At 69.7% G+C, this 16,537-nt stretch carries 18 protein-coding genes; 7 read left to right on the forward strand and 11 right to left on the reverse strand.

The features are described from left to right. Positions 1-409: 409 nt before the first annotated feature. The 5 genes from KZ820_RS20010 to hisS form a co-directional block, all read right to left on the reverse strand. Positions 410-838, reverse strand: coding sequence for a CBS domain-containing protein (locus KZ820_RS20010; protein ID WP_219750580.1), 429 nt, complete (start codon positions 836-838; stop codon positions 410-412). 209 nt (positions 839-1,047) lie between these two features. Further along, positions 1,048-1,875: a DUF4167 domain-containing protein gene (locus KZ820_RS20015; protein WP_219750581.1), complete on the reverse strand. Its 828-nt coding sequence runs from the start codon at positions 1,873-1,875 to the stop codon at positions 1,048-1,050. Between the two features lie 249 nt (positions 1,876-2,124). After that, on the reverse strand, positions 2,125-2,943 hold the full coding sequence (prmC, locus tag KZ820_RS20020) for a peptide chain release factor N(5)-glutamine methyltransferase (protein ID WP_219750582.1): 819 nt from the start codon (positions 2,941-2,943) through the stop codon (positions 2,125-2,127). 39 nt (positions 2,944-2,982) lie between these two features. Continuing rightward, entirely contained in the window at positions 2,983-4,062 is a 1,080-nt protein-coding gene (prfA, locus tag KZ820_RS20025; protein ID WP_219750583.1) for a peptide chain release factor 1, read from the reverse strand. Next, the gene (hisS, locus tag KZ820_RS20030; RefSeq protein WP_219750584.1) at positions 4,059-5,309 is read right to left on the reverse strand and encodes a histidine--tRNA ligase; all 1,251 of its coding nucleotides are present in this window, start codon (positions 5,307-5,309) and stop codon (positions 4,059-4,061) included. Before hisS ends, prfA begins: the two co-directional genes overlap by 4 nt. Before the next feature lie 53 nt (positions 5,310-5,362). Between hisS and KZ820_RS20035 the strand changes: the two genes are divergently transcribed. From KZ820_RS20035 to ppa, 5 genes are all read left to right on the forward strand, one after another. Continuing rightward, entirely contained in the window at positions 5,363-6,046 is a 684-nt protein-coding gene (locus tag KZ820_RS20035) for a DUF1345 domain-containing protein (RefSeq protein ID WP_219750585.1), read from the forward strand. Positions 6,047-6,187: 141 nt separating this feature from the next. Beyond that, the gene (locus KZ820_RS20040; RefSeq protein ID WP_183922900.1) at positions 6,188-6,745 is read left to right on the forward strand and encodes a gluconate 2-dehydrogenase subunit 3 family protein; all 558 of its coding nucleotides are present in this window, start codon (positions 6,188-6,190) and stop codon (positions 6,743-6,745) included. Positions 6,746-6,807: 62 nt separating this feature from the next. After that, positions 6,808-8,484 carry a GMC oxidoreductase gene (locus KZ820_RS20045; RefSeq protein WP_219750586.1) on the forward strand — a complete coding sequence of 559 codons (1,677 nt, stop codon included), beginning with the start codon at positions 6,808-6,810 and terminating at the stop codon, positions 8,482-8,484. Positions 8,485-8,622: 138 nt separating this feature from the next. Beyond that, on the forward strand, positions 8,623-10,551 hold the full coding sequence (locus KZ820_RS20050; protein ID WP_219750587.1) for a M61 family metallopeptidase: 1,929 nt from the start codon (positions 8,623-8,625) through the stop codon (positions 10,549-10,551). A gap of 34 nt (positions 10,552-10,585) precedes the next feature. After that, on the forward strand, positions 10,586-11,164 hold the full coding sequence (gene ppa, locus KZ820_RS20055; RefSeq protein WP_132908226.1) for an inorganic diphosphatase: 579 nt from the start codon (positions 10,586-10,588) through the stop codon (positions 11,162-11,164). 260 nt (positions 11,165-11,424) lie between these two features. Here ppa and KZ820_RS20060 read toward each other — a convergent pair whose 3' ends face one another. Genes KZ820_RS20060 through KZ820_RS20080 form a run of 5 tightly spaced genes read right to left on the reverse strand, consistent with a single transcriptional unit; the run spans position 11,425 to position 13,753 of the window. Continuing rightward, on the reverse strand, positions 11,425-11,760 hold the full coding sequence (locus KZ820_RS20060; protein WP_219750588.1) for a TfoX/Sxy family protein: 336 nt from the start codon (positions 11,758-11,760) through the stop codon (positions 11,425-11,427). Beyond that, on the reverse strand, positions 11,757-12,080 hold the full coding sequence (locus tag KZ820_RS20065; protein ID WP_219750589.1) for a DMT family transporter: 324 nt from the start codon (positions 12,078-12,080) through the stop codon (positions 11,757-11,759). The genes KZ820_RS20060 and KZ820_RS20065 overlap by 4 nt, the downstream gene beginning before the upstream one ends. Position 12,081: 1 nt before the next feature. After that, the gene (locus tag KZ820_RS20070; protein ID WP_219750590.1) at positions 12,082-12,564 is read right to left on the reverse strand and encodes a GNAT family N-acetyltransferase; all 483 of its coding nucleotides are present in this window, start codon (positions 12,562-12,564) and stop codon (positions 12,082-12,084) included. Beyond that, positions 12,561-13,463: a DMT family transporter gene (locus KZ820_RS20075; RefSeq protein WP_219750591.1), complete on the reverse strand. Its 903-nt coding sequence runs from the start codon at positions 13,461-13,463 to the stop codon at positions 12,561-12,563. Before KZ820_RS20075 ends, KZ820_RS20070 begins: the two co-directional genes overlap by 4 nt. Next, positions 13,460-13,753 (reverse strand): PIN domain-containing protein, encoded by a 294-nt coding sequence (locus KZ820_RS20080; RefSeq protein ID WP_219750592.1) that lies wholly within the window; start codon positions 13,751-13,753, stop codon positions 13,460-13,462. The genes KZ820_RS20075 and KZ820_RS20080 overlap by 4 nt, the downstream gene beginning before the upstream one ends. A 127-nt stretch (positions 13,754-13,880) precedes the next feature. On the opposite strand from KZ820_RS20080, the gene KZ820_RS20085 reads away from it, so the two are divergent. Then, the gene (locus tag KZ820_RS20085) at positions 13,881-14,078 is read left to right on the forward strand and encodes a hypothetical protein (RefSeq protein ID WP_219750593.1); all 198 of its coding nucleotides are present in this window, start codon (positions 13,881-13,883) and stop codon (positions 14,076-14,078) included. 44 nt (positions 14,079-14,122) lie between these two features. Here KZ820_RS20085 and ispG read toward each other — a convergent pair whose 3' ends face one another. After that, the gene (gene ispG / locus KZ820_RS20090) at positions 14,123-15,247 is read right to left on the reverse strand and encodes a flavodoxin-dependent (E)-4-hydroxy-3-methylbut-2-enyl-diphosphate synthase (RefSeq protein WP_219750594.1); all 1,125 of its coding nucleotides are present in this window, start codon (positions 15,245-15,247) and stop codon (positions 14,123-14,125) included. A gap of 119 nt (positions 15,248-15,366) precedes the next feature. On the opposite strand from ispG, the gene KZ820_RS20095 reads away from it, so the two are divergent. Then, positions 15,367-16,533 (forward strand): acyltransferase family protein, encoded by a 1,167-nt coding sequence (locus KZ820_RS20095; protein ID WP_219750595.1) that lies wholly within the window; start codon positions 15,367-15,369, stop codon positions 16,531-16,533. Positions 16,534-16,537: the final 4 nt, after the last annotated feature.

The following is a 16,537-nucleotide window of genomic DNA, read 5'->3' on the forward strand; positions in this document are numbered from 1 at the left end:
ATGGATAACGTGAAGGACACATAGAACAGCTTGTCTGATAACGACGTCCAAGCACCTTGCATGCCCAGACCCCGCAGACCACCGTCCACATGTCCCTTCATCTTTACCTACAATGTCAAAGAGCCGCCGACGAAGAAACCGGACAAACAACCCTCCCCCACCCTTCGATCGGGGAGACCGCTGTCCTTCCTATCTGGCGACCGACCCAGAAGCACCGCCTCAGCAGCAACCCCCGTCCGGTGAAGCGGCATATATGGAGGGCATTCCCACCGGTCAAACACTTTTTGCAATTTTATGTCGCGAAGCACCGCAAATGGCGGAAAACTGCGGTTCTCCGCCACCGCACCGAGCGGCATCCGCGCCGAATCACCGTTCGGTACAGCGCCGCCCGACCATGCCGCTGCCCGAGTCAGGCCTGTTGAATGTAATCGCGCATCGCTGCGGCCTCTGCCTCGATCCGCTCGATGCGATATTTGACCAGGTCGCCGATCGAGACGATCCCGCGCAGCTCGGCGCCGTCGACCACGGGCAGATGACGGATGCGTCGCTGCGTCATGAGCGACAGAGCCGCGAGCACGGGGTCACCTGGCGCCGCGGTGACCGCGGGCGCGGTCATCACCTCACCCACGCGCGCCTGCAGCACGCCGCTGTCGCCACCCGCGAGCAGCCGCACGACATCGCGCTCGGAGAACATGCCGCGCACCGCATTGTCCGCGACGACCGGCAGCGCACCGATGCGGTGCTCAGCGAGCAGCGCGATGGCGCCCGCGACCGTGGTCTCCGGGCTGACCGCGACGAGCGCGACCCCTTTGTCGCGCAGGATGGCTGCGATCGTCATGACCCTCTCCTCCGTCGGGCGGCCCCGACGCGGGTGACCGCTCCTCGCCGCATCATCCTCTCTTCCTGAGGCAATGCAAGCGGCTGGGGTGAAGGAGGCGATCCCGGACGAGCGATGAGCGGCACCTAGACCCCGCCCCGCGCCAACGAAGAAGGGGCCGGCATCCCATCGGATACCGGCCCCTTTCGTTCACCTCGATCGGGCGACAGTCACTCGGCCGGCGAGGCCTCCGCCGCGGCGCGGACGCGTCGGCGGCGCGGCTTGGCAACCGGCTCATCACCCTCCACCGGCTCGGCCGCGGCACCCAGCGCCGGCGGCAGTCGGTCGATGCCGAGCTCGGGCTCGCGTTCCGACTGCGTCGCGGCGCCGCTCACCGCGGCGCCCTCGGCCGCGGCCTCGTCACGCGGCTTGCGCCCGCGGCGTCGGCGCGGTGCGCCCTCCTCGCCCTCGCTCGCGACGACGTCGCTCGCCGGCGCCCCCGTCTCGCGCGGCGCGGCATCGACACTATCCAGGATGTCGCGCTGCGGTCGACGCTCGTCGCGCCGGCCCTCGCGGCGCGGCTCACCCTGGTCGCGCGCCTCGCGGCGCCCCTCATCGCGGCGCCCTTCCTCGCGACGCGGTTCATCGCGGCGGTTGCCGTCGCGCTCGCGCCGCGGCTCCGCCTCGCTGACGCGCTGCTGCTCGTCGGCACGCACCGGCTCGCCCTCGTCGCCGAAATCGTCGCCGTCGTCGAAGCTGTCGAAATCGTCGCGCTGGCGCCGCTGATACGGCTGGTCGTCGGAGCGGCCGCGCTGATCGGCGAGCACCCGGAAATAATGGTCCGCGAACTGGAGGTAATATTCAGTGTTGACGCGGTCGCCGGACATCTGCGCGTCGCGCGCCATGTTGCGGTACTTCTCCAGCAACTGGGCCGCGTTGCCGCGTGCGCGGCTGTCGATCCGGTTACCGCTGTCACGCTGCCCCTGGCCGCCGCCACCCTGACGCTGCTGGCCACCACCACGGCCGCGACGGCGACCGTTCTGACGGTTGTTGATCAAATCACTGTCCTCGTCCTGGAACCAAAACCGGCACTTGCTCCCGATACACGGGTTGCAGTCGTTCCCCGGCGCCGCGCGTGCCGGACACCGCAGGCCTGCCATGCCGCCGGACTGCAGCGGCTGATGACGAAGGGAGGGCCGTGCGCCCATCCAACACAACAAATGTCGTTGAGTTCGCGTGCCCCGACGCAGTCTGTAACGGCTCGGCAGGCGTTCTCAAAGCGAAATATGGGAGGGCAACGCCCCGAATCAAGCCGTGACGACGAGGCAGCGGTCGCGCCCGGCAAGGTCGCGCCGCAACGCCACGCTCAGCCCGGCGGCACGAAACAGCGCGGCGGCGCTCTCGCCCTGATCGGCGCCGATCTCGACGCAGGCGACGCCGCCGTCGGCGAGCAGCGGCGGCAGCTGCGGTGCGATCGCACGATAGTCGTCGAGCCCGTCGGCTCCCGCGAACAGCGCGCCCGCCGGCTCATAATCGCGCACTCCATCGGGAAGATCCGCCCCGACGGCGACATAGGGCGGGTTGGCGAGGACGAGGTCGAAGCGCTCGGCGATCCCGGCGCCCCAATCGCCGTGTCGGAACGCCGCGCGATCCCCGAGCCCGAGCGCGGCGGCGTTGCCACGGGCCTGGTCGAGCGCGGCATCGGAACGGTCGACGCCGAGGCCGGTCGCGCCCGGCCACTCGGCGAGCGCGGCGAGCAACAGCGTGCCGGGACCGGTGCCGAGATCGAGCACGCGGGCCGGGGCTCGATCCGCGAAGTGTGCCAGCGCGGCCTCGAGCAGCGTCTCGCTGTCAGGGCGCGGGATCAGCACGCCGGGGGCGACCGCGAGCTCGATCGTCCAGAAGGCACGCGTGCCGGTGATGTAGGCGACCGGCTCGTGCCGCGCACGTCGCTCGACCAGCGCGGCGAAGTCCGGCGGAACGGTCCAGTCATCGAGCGTGAGCAGCAGCCGCTCGCGCGTGATGCCGAGCGCGTGCGCGAGCAGCAGCTCGGCGTCGAGCCGCGCCGTGTCCGAGAAAGCGAAGCGCGCGGCGGCGTCGCGCAGGGCGCGGCGGGCGGCGATCATCCGCCGCGCCGTGGCATCGCTCCGCCGCGACCCTGCCCGCTACACCGCATCGAGCGTCGCCAGCCGCTCGGCCTCGTCCTCCGCCACCAGCGCGCCGATCAGCTCGTCCATGTCGCCCTGCAGGATCTCGGGCAGGCGGTGGAGCGTCAGGTTGATGCGGTGATCGGTGACGCGCCCCTGCGGGAAATTGTAGGTGCGGATGCGCTCGGAACGGTCGCCCGAGCCGACCATCGCCCTGCGCGTGCCCGAGCGTTCGCTCGCCAGCCGCTCGCGCTCGGCCTCATACAGCCGCGTGCGCAGCACCTTGAGCGCCTTGGCCTTGTTCTTGTGCTGCGACTTCTCGTCCTGCTGGATCACCACCAGCCCGGTGGGCAGGTGCGTGATCCGCACCGCGCTGTCGGTCGTGTTGACCGACTGGCCGCCCGGTCCGGACGAGCGATAGACGTCGATGCGCAGGTCCTTTGCCTCGTCGATCTGTACGTCGACCTCCTCCGCCTCAGGCAGCACCGCCACCGTCGCCGCCGAGGTGTGGATCCGCCCGCCGCTCTCGGTGACGGGGACGCGCTGGACGCGGTGGACCCCACTCTCGAATTTGAGCCGCGCGAACACGCCGGCGCCGGTGACGCTGGCGACCACCTCCTTGTAGCCGCCCGCGTCACTGTCCGACGCCGAGATCAGCTCGACGCGCCAGCCCTGCCGCTCGGCGTAGCGCTGGTACATGCGGAACAGGTCGCCCGCGAACAGCGCCGCCTCGTCGCCCCCGGTCCCGGCGCGCACCTCGAGCATCGCCGAGCGCTGGTCGGCGGCGTCGCGCGGCAGCAGCGCGAGCGCGAGCCGGCGGTCGGCCTCGGCGAGCGCGGCACGGTTCTCGCGCAACTCCTCCTCCGCCATCGCGCGCAGCTCGGCGTCGGCGTCGTCGGTCATGTAGGAGAGGCTCTCGGCCTCCTGGCGCAGGCGGCGCACCTCGCCCGCGGCGAGCGCGACCGGCTCGAGCTCCGCATATTCCTTCGATACCTGGACGAAGCGGTCGCCGTCGAGCGCGCCGCTCGCCATCATCGCGGCGAGCTCGTCGCGCCGCGCCTCGATCTGCCGGATGCGGTCGAGCGAGATCGCGGTCATGCGGCGTCTATGGCGGCGTTCAACACCGCCGCCACCGCGGCCATCTCGTCGTGTTCAGCGCCGGAACCTCGCTGCTGAAAGCTCAGGGTATCGCCGTTCCGCCTCAGCGTGACGACCTGGCGGGGGCTCATCTTCACCGCGCGATCGAACCGCTTCTTCACGCTACCGGTCACCACGGCCTCCGATCGGATGCCGGCCTTACGGAGCGCCGCCGTCGCACTGGACGCGAATGGCTCCAACCCGGCCTCCTCCGCGACCACGACAACGGCCAACGGTTCCGCCGCGGGCTCGTCCAGCAGCATCGCCAGCCGCTCCACGCCCGCGGCCCAGCCCACGCCCGCGGTCGCCGGCCCGCCGAGGCTCTCGACCAGCCCGTCGTAGCGCCCGCCCGCCAGCACCGTGCCCTGCGCGCCGAGCCGGTCAGTGACGAACTCGAACGCGGTGTGGCGGTAATAATCGAGCCCGCGCACCAGCCGCGCGTCGCGCTCCCACTTCACGCCGGCGGCGTCGAGCCCCGCGGTCACCGCGTCGAAGAAGGCGCGCGCCTCCTCCGTCAGATACGCGTCGATGTCCGGCGCGCTGTCGGCGACCGGGCGGTCGCGCGGATCCTTCGAGTCGAGGATCCGCAGCGGGTTCTTCTCCAGCCGCGTCAGGCTGTCCTCACTCAGCTCGCCGCGATGTGCCGCGAAATGCGCCACCAGCGCGGCGCGCCACGCGTCGCGCGTCGCGGCGTCGCCGAGCGTGTTGAGCTTGAGCGTCACGCCCTCGGCGATGCCGAGCTCGTGGAGCAGCTGGTCGGCGAGCGTCAGCAGCTCGACGTCGGCGGCGGGCTCGGGCGCGCCGAGGATCTCGGCGTCGATCTGGTGGAACTGGCGGTAGCGGCCCTTCTGCGGCCGCTCGTAGCGGAACACCGCCCCCGAGGTGACCAGCTTGAGCGGCGCATATTGCTGCCAGCCGTTGCTGATATAGGCACGCGCGATCCCGGCGGTGAACTCGGGGCGCAACGTGAGCATGTCACCCCCCTTGTCGGGGAAGCTGTACATCTCCTTCGACACCACGTCGGTGGTCTCGCCGATCGAGCGCGCGAACACCTGCGTGTCCTCGAACACGGGCACCTCGACACGCTCGAAGCAATAGAGGCGACGGACGCGGTCGAAGGCGTCGAGCACGTGCGCGAAGCGGCGCTGCTCGCCGCGAAAGATGTCCTGGGTGCCGCGGACACGGGCGGGTGGCTGGATACGGCTCATGATGGGTCGGCGTATCTAGGCGAGCGGTCGCGCGAGCGCTAGCCAATCGTCGCATGAGCACCGACCCGTCGCGCGACTCCGCCGCCCACCCGCTGCCGCCACGCTGGTGGGGGATCGGCCGCAAGCTGGCGCCGCCGCGGTTCGTGCTGTTCGTGCTGGTCTTCGCGGGCGCGCTCGCCGCGGCGATCCCGCACCTGGGCAAGGGCCGCGGGGTGATGGCGGCCTTCGACATCGCCGCCCTCACCTTCCTGGTGTCGCTGGTGCCGCTGTTCCGCCACGACACGCCCGCGCAGATGCGCCGCGCCTCGCGCGCCAACGATGCCAATCGCGCGCTGCTGCTCGCGGTCACGGGCGCGGTGACGCTGGCGATCCTGGTCGCGGTCGAGTCGGAGCTGAAGGGCAATGAGAGCGGCGCGGGCAAGCTGTTGGTGATCGGCACACTCGTGCTGGCGTGGCTGTTCTCGAACATGGTCTACGCGCTGCATTATGCGCACCTGTTCTACATGCCGGCCAAGGCGGGCGGCGACTCGAAGGGGATCGACTTTCCCGGGACGAGCGCGCCCGATTACTGGGACTTCCTCTACTTCAGCTACACGCTGGGGATGACCTTCCAGACCTCGGACGTGACGGTCGCCTCGGCCAACGTGCGACGCGTGGTGCTGGGGCAGTGCCTCGCCGGCTTCGTCTTCAACCTCGGAGTGATCGCCTTCAGCATCAACGTCTTGGGTTCGAGCTGAGTCGCCCCATGCTTTGTGGTACCGCTACCGTTAGCGCATTGACGCCGCCGCCCTGACGTGGAAACATCCGCCTCAACAACCTGATGGGGTGGGAGAGGATATGCGCGTCACTCACGGACGCCGCGCGCGCGGAGCGCACGCATGATCGATCGTCGCCAGGCACTCGCGGGCGTGGTCGCGGTTTTCGGCGCGAACCTGTTCGCCCCGCTCGCCCGCGCCGCCGCCTACCAACCCAACCCGGTGATCAACACCGGCCCGCCCGCGCCGGTCTTCACCGCCGCGCAGCGCGCCACGGTCGCGGCGCTCAGCGAGCGCGTGCTGCCCACCACCGACACGCCCGGCGCGATCGCCGCGGGCGTGCCGGAATATATCGAGCATATGATGGGCGACTGGGCGGTCGACGACGACCGCGCCACGATCCTCGGCGGGCTCGCCGCGATCGACGCGCGCAGCATGGCCGACTATAAGGTGCCCGCCGCCAAGGCGACCGCTGCGCAGCAGGACGCTCTGCTGACGCTGGCGATGAACGACCAGCTGACCGGCGGGCTGCCCTTCTTCACCGCGTTCCGGCAGCTCGTGATCTCGGGCTATTACACCTCCGAGGTCGGGATCACGCAGGAGCGGCATTATCTGCCAGTCCCCGGCGACTATGACGGCGCGTATCCGTACGCCAAGGTGAAGCGCATCTTCTCGTCCTGAGCCGCGCGGCGGCAGGTGCCGCCCCGGCCTACCCGACCCTCGATACCGCGGACTAGAACATCATGGCAGCAACTGATCGCTTCGACGCCATCGTCATCGGCTCCGGCGTGAGCGGCGGCTGGGCCGCCAAGGAGCTCACCGAGAAGGGACTGCGCGTCCTGATGGTCGATCGCGGCCGCATGGTCGAGCACGGCGAGGACTATCCGTTCGACGGCAAGCCCGCCTATGAGGTGCCGGCGCGCGACAAGATGCCGGCCGCACTCGCCAAGCGCGACTATTTCGCGCTCAACGGCTGGGTCTCGCCCGCGACCCAGCCCTTCTTCATCAACGACCGGCTCAACCCGTACGACTATGACGCGCCCAACAAGTTCAACTGGGTGCGCCCCTCGGTGGTGGGCGGCAAGTCGCTGACCTGGGGGCGGTGGAGCTTCCGCTGGAGCGACGCCGACTTCACCGCCAACAAGCGCGAGGGCGTCGGCACCGACTGGCCGATCCGCTACGACGACGTCGCGCCGTGGTACGAATATGTCGAGAAGTACATCGGCGTCTCGGGCGGCAAGGAGAACCTGCCCTACCTGCCCGACAGCGAGTTCATGCCGCCCTTCCCGATGAACGTCGCGGAGGTGTGGCTCAAGGAGCGGCTCGAGCGTGAGTTCCCGGGGCGCAAGCTGATCAACGCGCGGCTCAGCAACATCACCCAGGACAAGCCCGAGCAGAACCGCTCGCGCTGCCAGAAGCGCGCGCAGTGCAGCCACGGCTGCAGCTATGGCGCCTATTTCTCGACCCAGGCGGTGACGCTCCCCGCGGCGCGCGCGACCGGGCGGCTGACGCTGCGCTCGGACACCTGGGCGACCAACCTCGAATATGACCCGCAGCGCAAGCGGGTGACCGGCGTGCGGCTGGTCGACGCCAACACCGGGCGCGCCGAGGTGGTGAACGCGCGCATGGTGTTCCTCTGCGCCTCGGCGATGAGCTCGATGCACGTGCTGCTCAACTCGCGCCCGGCGGACAGCGAGCGCAGCTGGTTCCACTCCAACGGCGCGCTCGGCAGCGGCGTGATGGACCATATCTTCCGCGTCGGCGTCTCGGGGGAGATCCCGGGCATGACCGACCTGATCGAGTACGGCCGGCGCCCGGGCGGCGTCTATGTCCCGCGCTTCCGCAACCTCGTCGCGGAGGAGCTGCCGTTCAAGCGCGGCTACGGCTATCAGGGCCAGGCGTTCCGCCAGGCCGCCGCGCCCGAGGGCTTCGGCGCCGGGATGAAGCACGGCATGCGCGAGTACGGCCCGTGGCGCTTCTCGATGGGCGCGTTCGGCGAGTGCCTGCCGTACGACGACAATCGCGTGATGCTCAACTTCAGCAAGACCGATCGCTTCGGCACCCCGCTGCTGCGCTTCGACGTGACGTTCCGCGACAATGAGATCAAGATGATGGACGACGCGCTCGAGCAGGGTCAGCTGATGCTGCGAAAGGCCGGGCTGACCAACGTCACCGGCGGGCGCGGCAAGCACGTCCCCGGCGAGGCGATCCACGAGATGGGCGGCGCGCGCATGGGGCGCGATCCGGGTACGTCGGTGCTCAACGGCTTCAACCAGGCGCATGATGCGCCCAATCTGTTCGTCACCGACGGCGCGCAGATGGCATCGGTGTCGTGCGTCAACCCGTCGCTCACCTTCATGGCGCTGACCGCGCGCGCCGCCGACCATGCGGTCAAGCAGATGAAGGCCGGGATGATCTGATCCGCGCGGGGCAGCGGCGCGCAGCGCTCCGCCGCCCCGAACCGTCACCCTCGCTGACCTTTTTTCTGCCTCGGGGCTGGACGAGCGCCGCGCGTGCTCGCTACGCCCGATGTGACAACAGCACATCGGGACGCCGTCATGATCCGTCGCTATGCCGCAGCCGCGCTGCTGGCCTCCACCGTCCTCGCGCCGCTCGGCGCCGCCGCGCAGGTGCCCGCGGGCAACAGCGCGCCGCAGCCAGTGCCGTTCGAGGACACGATCCCGGCGCCGCGCGATACGCCCTATCCCGGCACGATCCGGCTCAATGTCGACGCGACCGACACCACGCGCGGCATCCTCAGCGTCACGGAGACGATCCCGGTGGCGCAGCCGGGCCATCTCGTCCTGCTCTTCCCCAAGTGGCTGCCCGGCGCGCACAGCCCGCGCGGCGAGATCGAGAAGCTCGCCGGGCTGATCGTCACCGCGAATGGCAAGAGGATCGAGTGGACGCGCGATCCGGTCGACGTCTTCGCCTTCCACCTCGACGTCCCTGCCGGGGCGCGCAGCGTCGAGGCCAAGTTCCAGTTCATCTCCGCGACCGCGGCCAACCAGGGCCGTATCGCGGTGACGCCGACGATGATCTCGCTCCAGCCCAATTCCGTGAGCCTCTATCCGGCGGGCTGGTTCACGCGGCAGATCCCGATCCAGATGACGGTGAAGTACCCGGACGGCTGGACCGCGGCGGGTGCGCTCAGGGCGAAGACGACGGGCTCGACCTACGCCTATGAGACGACCAACTACGAGGTGCTGGTCGACAGCCCGATGCTCGCCGGCCGCTACGGCAAGACCTGGCCGCTCTCGTCCAAGGTCAACCTCAACGTCTTCGCCGACGATCCCGCCGAGCTCGCCGCCACGCCCGAGCAGATCGCGGGGCACCAGCGGCTCGTCGACCAGGCGGTGAAGACCTTCGGCGCGCAGCATTACGATCATTACGAGTTCCTGCTCTCGATCACCGACCAGCTCGGCGGCATCGGACTGGAGCACCACCGCTCGAGCGAGAACGGCGTGTTGCCGGGCTATTTCACCAAGTGGGACGACGGCCCCGGTCGCCGCAACCTGCTGCCGCACGAGTTCACCCACAGCTGGGACGGCAAGTTCCGCCGCGGCGCGGACCTGTGGACGCCCGACTTCCGCACCCCGATGCGCGACTCGCTGCTGTGGGTGTACGAGGGCCAGACGCAATTCTGGGGCTATGTCCTCCAGGCGCGCTCGGGGCTGGTGAGCAAGCAGGACACGCTCGACCAATATGCCGCGATCATGGCGCTGTACGACAGCCAGCCGGCGCGACAGTGGCGCGACCTGGTCGACACCACCAACGACCCGATCATCTCGTCGCGCCGGCCCAAGGGCTGGACCAGCTGGCAGCGTAGCGAGGATTATTACAACGAGGGACTGCTCGTCTGGATGGACGTCGACTCGCTGCTGCGCGAGAAGTCCGGCGGCACCAAGTCGATCGACGATTTCGCCCGTGCCTTCTTCGGCGTGCGCGACGGCGACTGGGGCGAGCTGACCTACACGTTCGACGATGTCGCCAAGACGCTCAACGGCATCGTGCCGTGGGACTGGGCGGGCTATCTCCAGCGCCGCCTCACCGAGCATGCCAAGGGCGCGCCGATCGAGGGATTCGCGCGAAACGGTTATCAACTGACCTATAGCGAGACACCGACGCCCTCGTTCAAGGCCGCCGAGACGAGCGCGCACAGCACCAACCTCACCTACTCGGGCGGGCTGTCGCTCGACGCCACGGGCAATCTCACCGGCGTCACCTGGGGCAGCGCCGCCTTCGACGCGGGGCTCACCGTGGGCGATCAGGTCGTCGCGGTGAACGGCGACGCTTACTCGGCCGACAAGCTCAAGGCCGCGATCACCGCCGCCAAGACCAGCAAGGCGCCGATCCAGCTGATGGTTAAGGCCTCGGATAGATTCCGCAGTGCAGCGCTCGACTATCACGGCGGGCTGCGCTACCCCCGGTTGCAGAAGATCGGCACCGGCGACGGTGGCCTCGATCGTCTCCTGACGCCCCGCTGACCCGCGGGGCGTTGCCGCAAGTAAGGGGAAGCGCATGCGTATCGATCTCATTCCCGTTGGCAAGGATCCGCCCGACGATCTCAACGTCGTGATCGAGGTGCCCACCGGCGGCGAGCCGGTGAAGTACGAGTTCGACAAGGCCTCGGGCGCGCTGTTCGTCGATCGCATCCTGCACACCCCGATGCGCTACCCCGCCAATTACGGCTTTGTGCCGCACACGCTCTCGCCCGACGGTGATCCGCTCGACGCGCTGGTCGTGGCGCGCTCGCCGTTCATCCCGGGCTGTGTCGTGCGCGCGCGCCCGATCGCGGTGCTCAACCTGGAGGACGAGGCCGGCGGCGACGAGAAGTTGGTCTGCGTGCCGGTCGACTCGACCTTCCCTTATTACGCCAACGTCGGCGAGAAGGACGATCTGCCCGAGATCGTCTTCCAGCAGATCGAGCACTTCTTCACCCACTACAAGGACCTGGAGAAGAAGAAGTGGGTGCGCATCGGCACGTGGGGCGGCCGCGAGGAAGCGCGTCGCATCACGCTCGAGGCGATCGCCCGCTACAACGAGGCGAAGGCCGAGGGCGAGGAACCGCACGACCACGACGTGCCCGGCCGCGACTGAGCGGCGGCGAGGAGTAGGCGGGGACGGCGGCCGAACGGTCGCTCAGGGCCGTGCCGCTCTCGTCGGTTCTCTTTCTTCCGCTCGCTGCTCCTCCCGTCATCCCCGCGAAGGCGGGGATTCATAGCCGCTGACGCTGCGGCTCCATCGGAGACCCGAACCGTCATCCCCGCCTTCGCGGGGATGACGGTTCGGGTGCGAGGCGAGAAGGTATCGAGCATACGGCGTCGTCCCGCGCAACGACCGCTTCGCCCGAAGGTGACCTACCCCGCGGCGCGTCGCCCCGCCGCTAGACCCAGCATCGCCCACTGCCGCATCGCATCCGGGTCGTCATGGACGTCCTCGGGCGCGCGGCGATAGTTGATCGACGCGCTCCTGCCCGCACGCGCATAGCGGAAGCGCTCGCACCCTGCCGCGTCCCACGCTGCGTCGCTCGCAGCGTCGGCCTTGAACCACGGCGCGCCGTCTCCCGTGACCAGCGCGAAGATCACGCCGTCGAGGTAGAGCGCCGCCCCACCCATCATCCGCCGGTGCGTCACCTCACCGAGCGGCGCCATCGCCTCCACGACCCAGTCGACCAGGCCGCGGTCGAACGTCATGCCCCCGGTCCGAGCAGCTTCAGCCCGGCGATGCACGACACCGCGCCGAGGATCAGCAGCAGCCGCAGCGGGGTAGCGGCTTCGCCGTACCAGAGGATGCCGATCAGCACGGTGCCGAGCGCGCCGATGCCGGTCCACACCGCATAGGCGGTGCCCATCGGGATCGTCCGCACCGCTCCTTCGAGCAGCAGCATCGACAGCGACACCGATACGAGGAAGCCGAGCGTCCAGCCGAGATGGCGGAAGCCGTCGACGTTGCGAAGGCACGTGGTGAAGCCGACCTCGAAGAGACCGCCCGCGACCAGCCAGATCCAGGCCATCTCAACCGCGCCCCGCGAGCCTCACCAGCGCCTCGCCCTCGACCCGCTGCGTCGTCCACTGATCGAGCGGCGCGGCACCCTTGGCACGGTAGAAGTCGATCGCCGGTGTATTCCAGTCGAGCACGGTCCACTCGAAGCGCGCGCAGTCGCGATCGAGCGCCACGCCCGCGAGCGCGCGCAGCAGCGCCGCGCCAGCCCCGCTGCCGCGCGCCTCGGTGGTGACGTAGAGATCCTCGAGCCACAGCCCGCGCCGGCCGGTCCACGTCGAGTAGGTGAAGAAGTACAAGGCGAAGCCGATGGCCTCGCCGTCGCGCTCGGCGATCAGCGCCGCGGCCGCCGGATCGCTGCCGAACAGCGCCTCCGCCATCATCGGCTCGGTCGCCAAGACCGCATCCGGCTCGCGCTCATAGGTGGCGAGCTCGCGAACGAAGCGCAGCATGGTCGGTACGTCGGCGGGCGTGGCGGGTCGGATCGAGACGGTCATGACGCTCCCTCTAGCGCGCCGCGCGGCACCGCGCGACGTCTCGCGGCGTAGAGACAGGCACCGACGATCACCGCCGCGCCCGCCAGCGTGGTGGTGGCGACCCGCTCGCCGAACACCGCCCAGCCGAGCAGCGCGGCGTAGACGAAGGACGTGTACTCCGTCGTCGCGAGGAAGCCGGTCTCCCCGTGGGCATAGGCCCAGCCGAGCAGGAACAGCGAGCCCGTCGCCAGCGCCGCCGCGACCACGATCTGCCACCAGTGCGTCACCGGCGGCACCGTCGCCAGCCAGGGCGCGGCGAGCCCGAGCAGCGTCGCGAGCACCGCCGACTGGACGAAGGCGATCTCGCGTGCGTCGGCGACCTGGCTCTGCAGCCGCGCGACCACCAGATTGCCGGCATAGAGCACCGCCGAGGCCAGGATCGCACCCGCGCCGCTCAGCCCGTCGGGTCCGAGCGCCAGCCGTGCATGTCCCGCCAGGATCACGCCAACGCCGGCGAGCGCCACCAGCGAGGCCACGACCACGCGCGTGCCGACGCGCTCGTGCAGGAACAGCGCGCCGAGCAGCAACGCGAGTAGCGGTGCCACATAGGTGAGCGCTATCGCCTGTGCCATCGGCACCCGCGCCAGCCCCCAGAAGAACAGCAGCGCCATCGCGGTGGTGATCGCGCCGCGCAGCACATGCAGCCGCAGCGCGCGGGCGGTCGGCCGCCGCCCGCCGCCGAGCCGCCACACCGCGCCGCCGATCAGCGCGGCGACCAGCGCGCGCCACAGCAGCGCGTTGTAGACGCCGAGCGCGAGCGTCAGCGCCTTCATGAAGGCGTCCATGATCGAGAACAGTCCGATCCCCGCCGCGGCCACCGCGAAGGCGAGCGCGGGCGAGAGAGCGCGCGCGGCGGTCAACGGATCAGACGCACGTCGAGGCCGAGCGCGGAATCGATCGCGGCCAGGCGCCGGTCGCCGGTGAGCACGGGAACATGGTGTCGCTGCCCAAGCGCTGGGCACGCGCGATCACCTGACGACGCCCCGATCGACCGGGTCGACGCCCGCGACCACCCCGCGGCGAACGCGTCGTCCAGGTCGAACGACACCACCTCGACGTCGTGGCTGCGAATGATCTCCAGCACCTGCTCCACGCTCGCCTGACGCTCGACGCCGCGCGCGCAGCATTCCGATACGTTCACCGCCGACACCAGGCTCGCCGGACCACCGCGACAACGATCTCTGCGCCGGGTTCGCCGAGCATCAATGCCATGATGGCCGCCCCGTCGACGACGACTCTCATTCCGCGCCCCAGTCGGCGCGACGCTCTCGCAGGGATTGCTCGACGCTGTACTCATCGCCGAAGATCGCCCGCGCGCGCCGCCGCGACTCACGCACCGATTGCTCGAACGTCATGATCGAGAGGCGAACCGACTCGTCCTTGTCCAGGATCGGCGTGTCGCCGTGCTCGATTCCGAACTCTCGACGCAGGCCGGCGGGATGACGATCTTGCCGCCCGCGATCACCTTCGCGTGATAGGTCATGTCAGGCCCTCCAGGACCTGTCCTATAGCATCGGACCTATTCCGCCGCGAGCGCGGCTGCCGCGTCGCGCGCCTCGATCTCGGCCGCCTTGGCCTCGACCAGCCGGACGATATGCTCGACCATCTCGGCGTCCTGGACGTGATGGTCGGTCACGCCGGAGAGATACACCATGTGGCGCCCGTTGCCGCCGCCGGTGATGCCTATATCGGTCTCGCGCGCCTCGCCGGGGCCGTTCACCACGCAGCCGAGCACGCTCAGCGACATTGGCGTGCGGATATGCTGGAGCCGCTCTTCCAGCGTCTGGACGGTGCGAATAACGTCGAAGCCCTGCCGCGCGCAGCTCGGGCAGCTGACCACGCGCACGCCGCGGTTGCGAATGCCGAGCGCCTTGAGGATCTCGAAGCCGACGCGCACCTCCTCCTCGGGCTCGGCCGAGAGCGAGACGCGGATCGTGTCGCCGATGCCGAACCACAGCAGCGAGCCCATGCCGATCGACGACTTCACCGTGCCGCCGATGAGCCCGCCCGCCTCGGTGATGCCGAGGTGGAGCGGGCAGTCGACGGCGTCGGCCAGCTGCTGGTAGGCCGCCACCGCGAGGAACACGTCGGACGCCTTCACCGCCACCTTATATTCGTGGAAGTCGTGGTCCTGGAGCAGCTTGATATGGTCGAGCGCGCTCTCGACCAGCGCCTCGGGGCAGGGCTCGCCATATTTCTCCAGCAGGTCCTTCTCGAGGCTGCCCGCGTTCACGCCGATGCGGATCGCGCAGCCATTGGCCTTGGCGGCGCGCACCACCTCGGCGACCCGCTCGGACGAGCCAATGTTGCCCGGGTTGATCCGCAGGCACGCCGCGCCCGCGTCCGCCGCCTCGAGCGCGCGCTTGTAATGGAAGTGGATGTCCGCGACGATCGGCACCTTGGCGGCGCGCACGATCTGGCGCAGCGCATCGGTCGAGGCGAGGTCGGGGCAGCTGACGCGGACGATGTCGGCGCCGGCGTCCTCGCAGCGGCGGATCTGGTCGACCGTGGCGCGCACGTCCTCGGTGGGCGTGTTGGTCATCGTCTGCACGGTGACCGGTGCGCCACCGCCGACGGGGACGTTGCCGACCATGATCTGGCGGCTCTCTCGGCGCGCGATGTCGCGCCACGGACGAATGGACATGGCGCTCCATATACATGCGCGGCGTGACGGTTGGAAGGCGGGCGCTCGCCCGGCGCTCCGCGGGACGGCCGAACCACCCCGCCTCGCGTAACCGTCACGTTAATGCTAGTCGCGCCGCGATGCAGCGGCATTACGGCCTCGACTGGCTCCGCATCGGGGCGTTCGCGATCCTCATCCTCTACCATGTCGGGATGGTGTTCGTGCCGTGGGACTTCCACGCCAAGCTGCCGGGCGCCTGGTGGGTGGCGGTGCCGATGATGGCGTCCAACCCGTGGCGGCTCGCGCTGCTGTTCCTCGTCTCCGGCTACGCCAGCCGCGCGCTGATGATCCGCAACAAGAAACCGTGGCGGTTCGCGCGGCAGCGCTCGCTGCGGCTGCTGGTGCCGCTCGCCTTCGGGGTGGCCGTCATCGTGCCGGTACAGCCCTGGGTCGAGCTCGGCGAGAAGTTCGGCTATCCGCACGGCTTCCTGTACTTCTACTGGCACGATTACTGGCGCTTCGGGATGCTCGGGCCGCTCCTGCTGCCGACCTGGAACCATCTGTGGTTCGTCGGCTATCTCTGGGTCTACACGCTCGTGCTGGCACTCGCCGCCGGACTGTTGCCCGCCACCGTCACCGCGACGGCGCAGCGCGGCTTCGCCTGGGTGATGCGCGGGCCGGCGCTGCTGGCGTTGCCGATCGCCTGGATGGTGCTGGTCAACTTCGTCCTGTTCCCGGGCGCACGCGAGACCCACGCGCTGGTCGACGATTGGGTCGCGCATGCCAGCTACTTCCCGGCGTTCCTGTTCGGCTACGCGCTCGCCTGCGCCCCGGCCACGCTGGCCGCCTTCGTGCGCCAGTGGAAGCCGGCGGCCGCGCTCGCGCTGGCCGCCTATGCGCTCGTCGCCGGAATCGAGATCCGCTGGCCGGGCAACACCATGCCCGCGCCCTGGGGCAATATCTTCTCGATCGCGCGCGCGGTCGAGGGGTGGAGTGCCGTCACGGCGCTGATCGGCTATGCCGACTCGCACTGGAACCGCGACCAGCGCTGGCGCCCGATGCTGACCGAGGCGGTGTTCCCCTTCTACATCGTCCACCAGTCGATCATCGTGCTCGCCGCCGACTCCTTGCGCCCGCTGGCGCTGCCGGGCTGGGCCGAGTTCGCGCTGCTGGTGGCCGCGACGGTGGCGGGCTGCTGGGCCTTCTACCTGACCGGCCGCGCGATCGGCCCGCTGCGCCCGCTGATCGGGCTGCGTCGCCACGCCTCACGCCGCACCCATGTCGATCCGCGCCCCGCGCTGGTGTGAGCCG

The sequence above is a fragment of the Sphingomonas citri genome (assembly GCF_019429485.1).
In the GTDB taxonomy this organism is placed as follows: domain Bacteria; phylum Pseudomonadota; class Alphaproteobacteria; order Sphingomonadales; family Sphingomonadaceae; genus Sphingomonas; species Sphingomonas citri.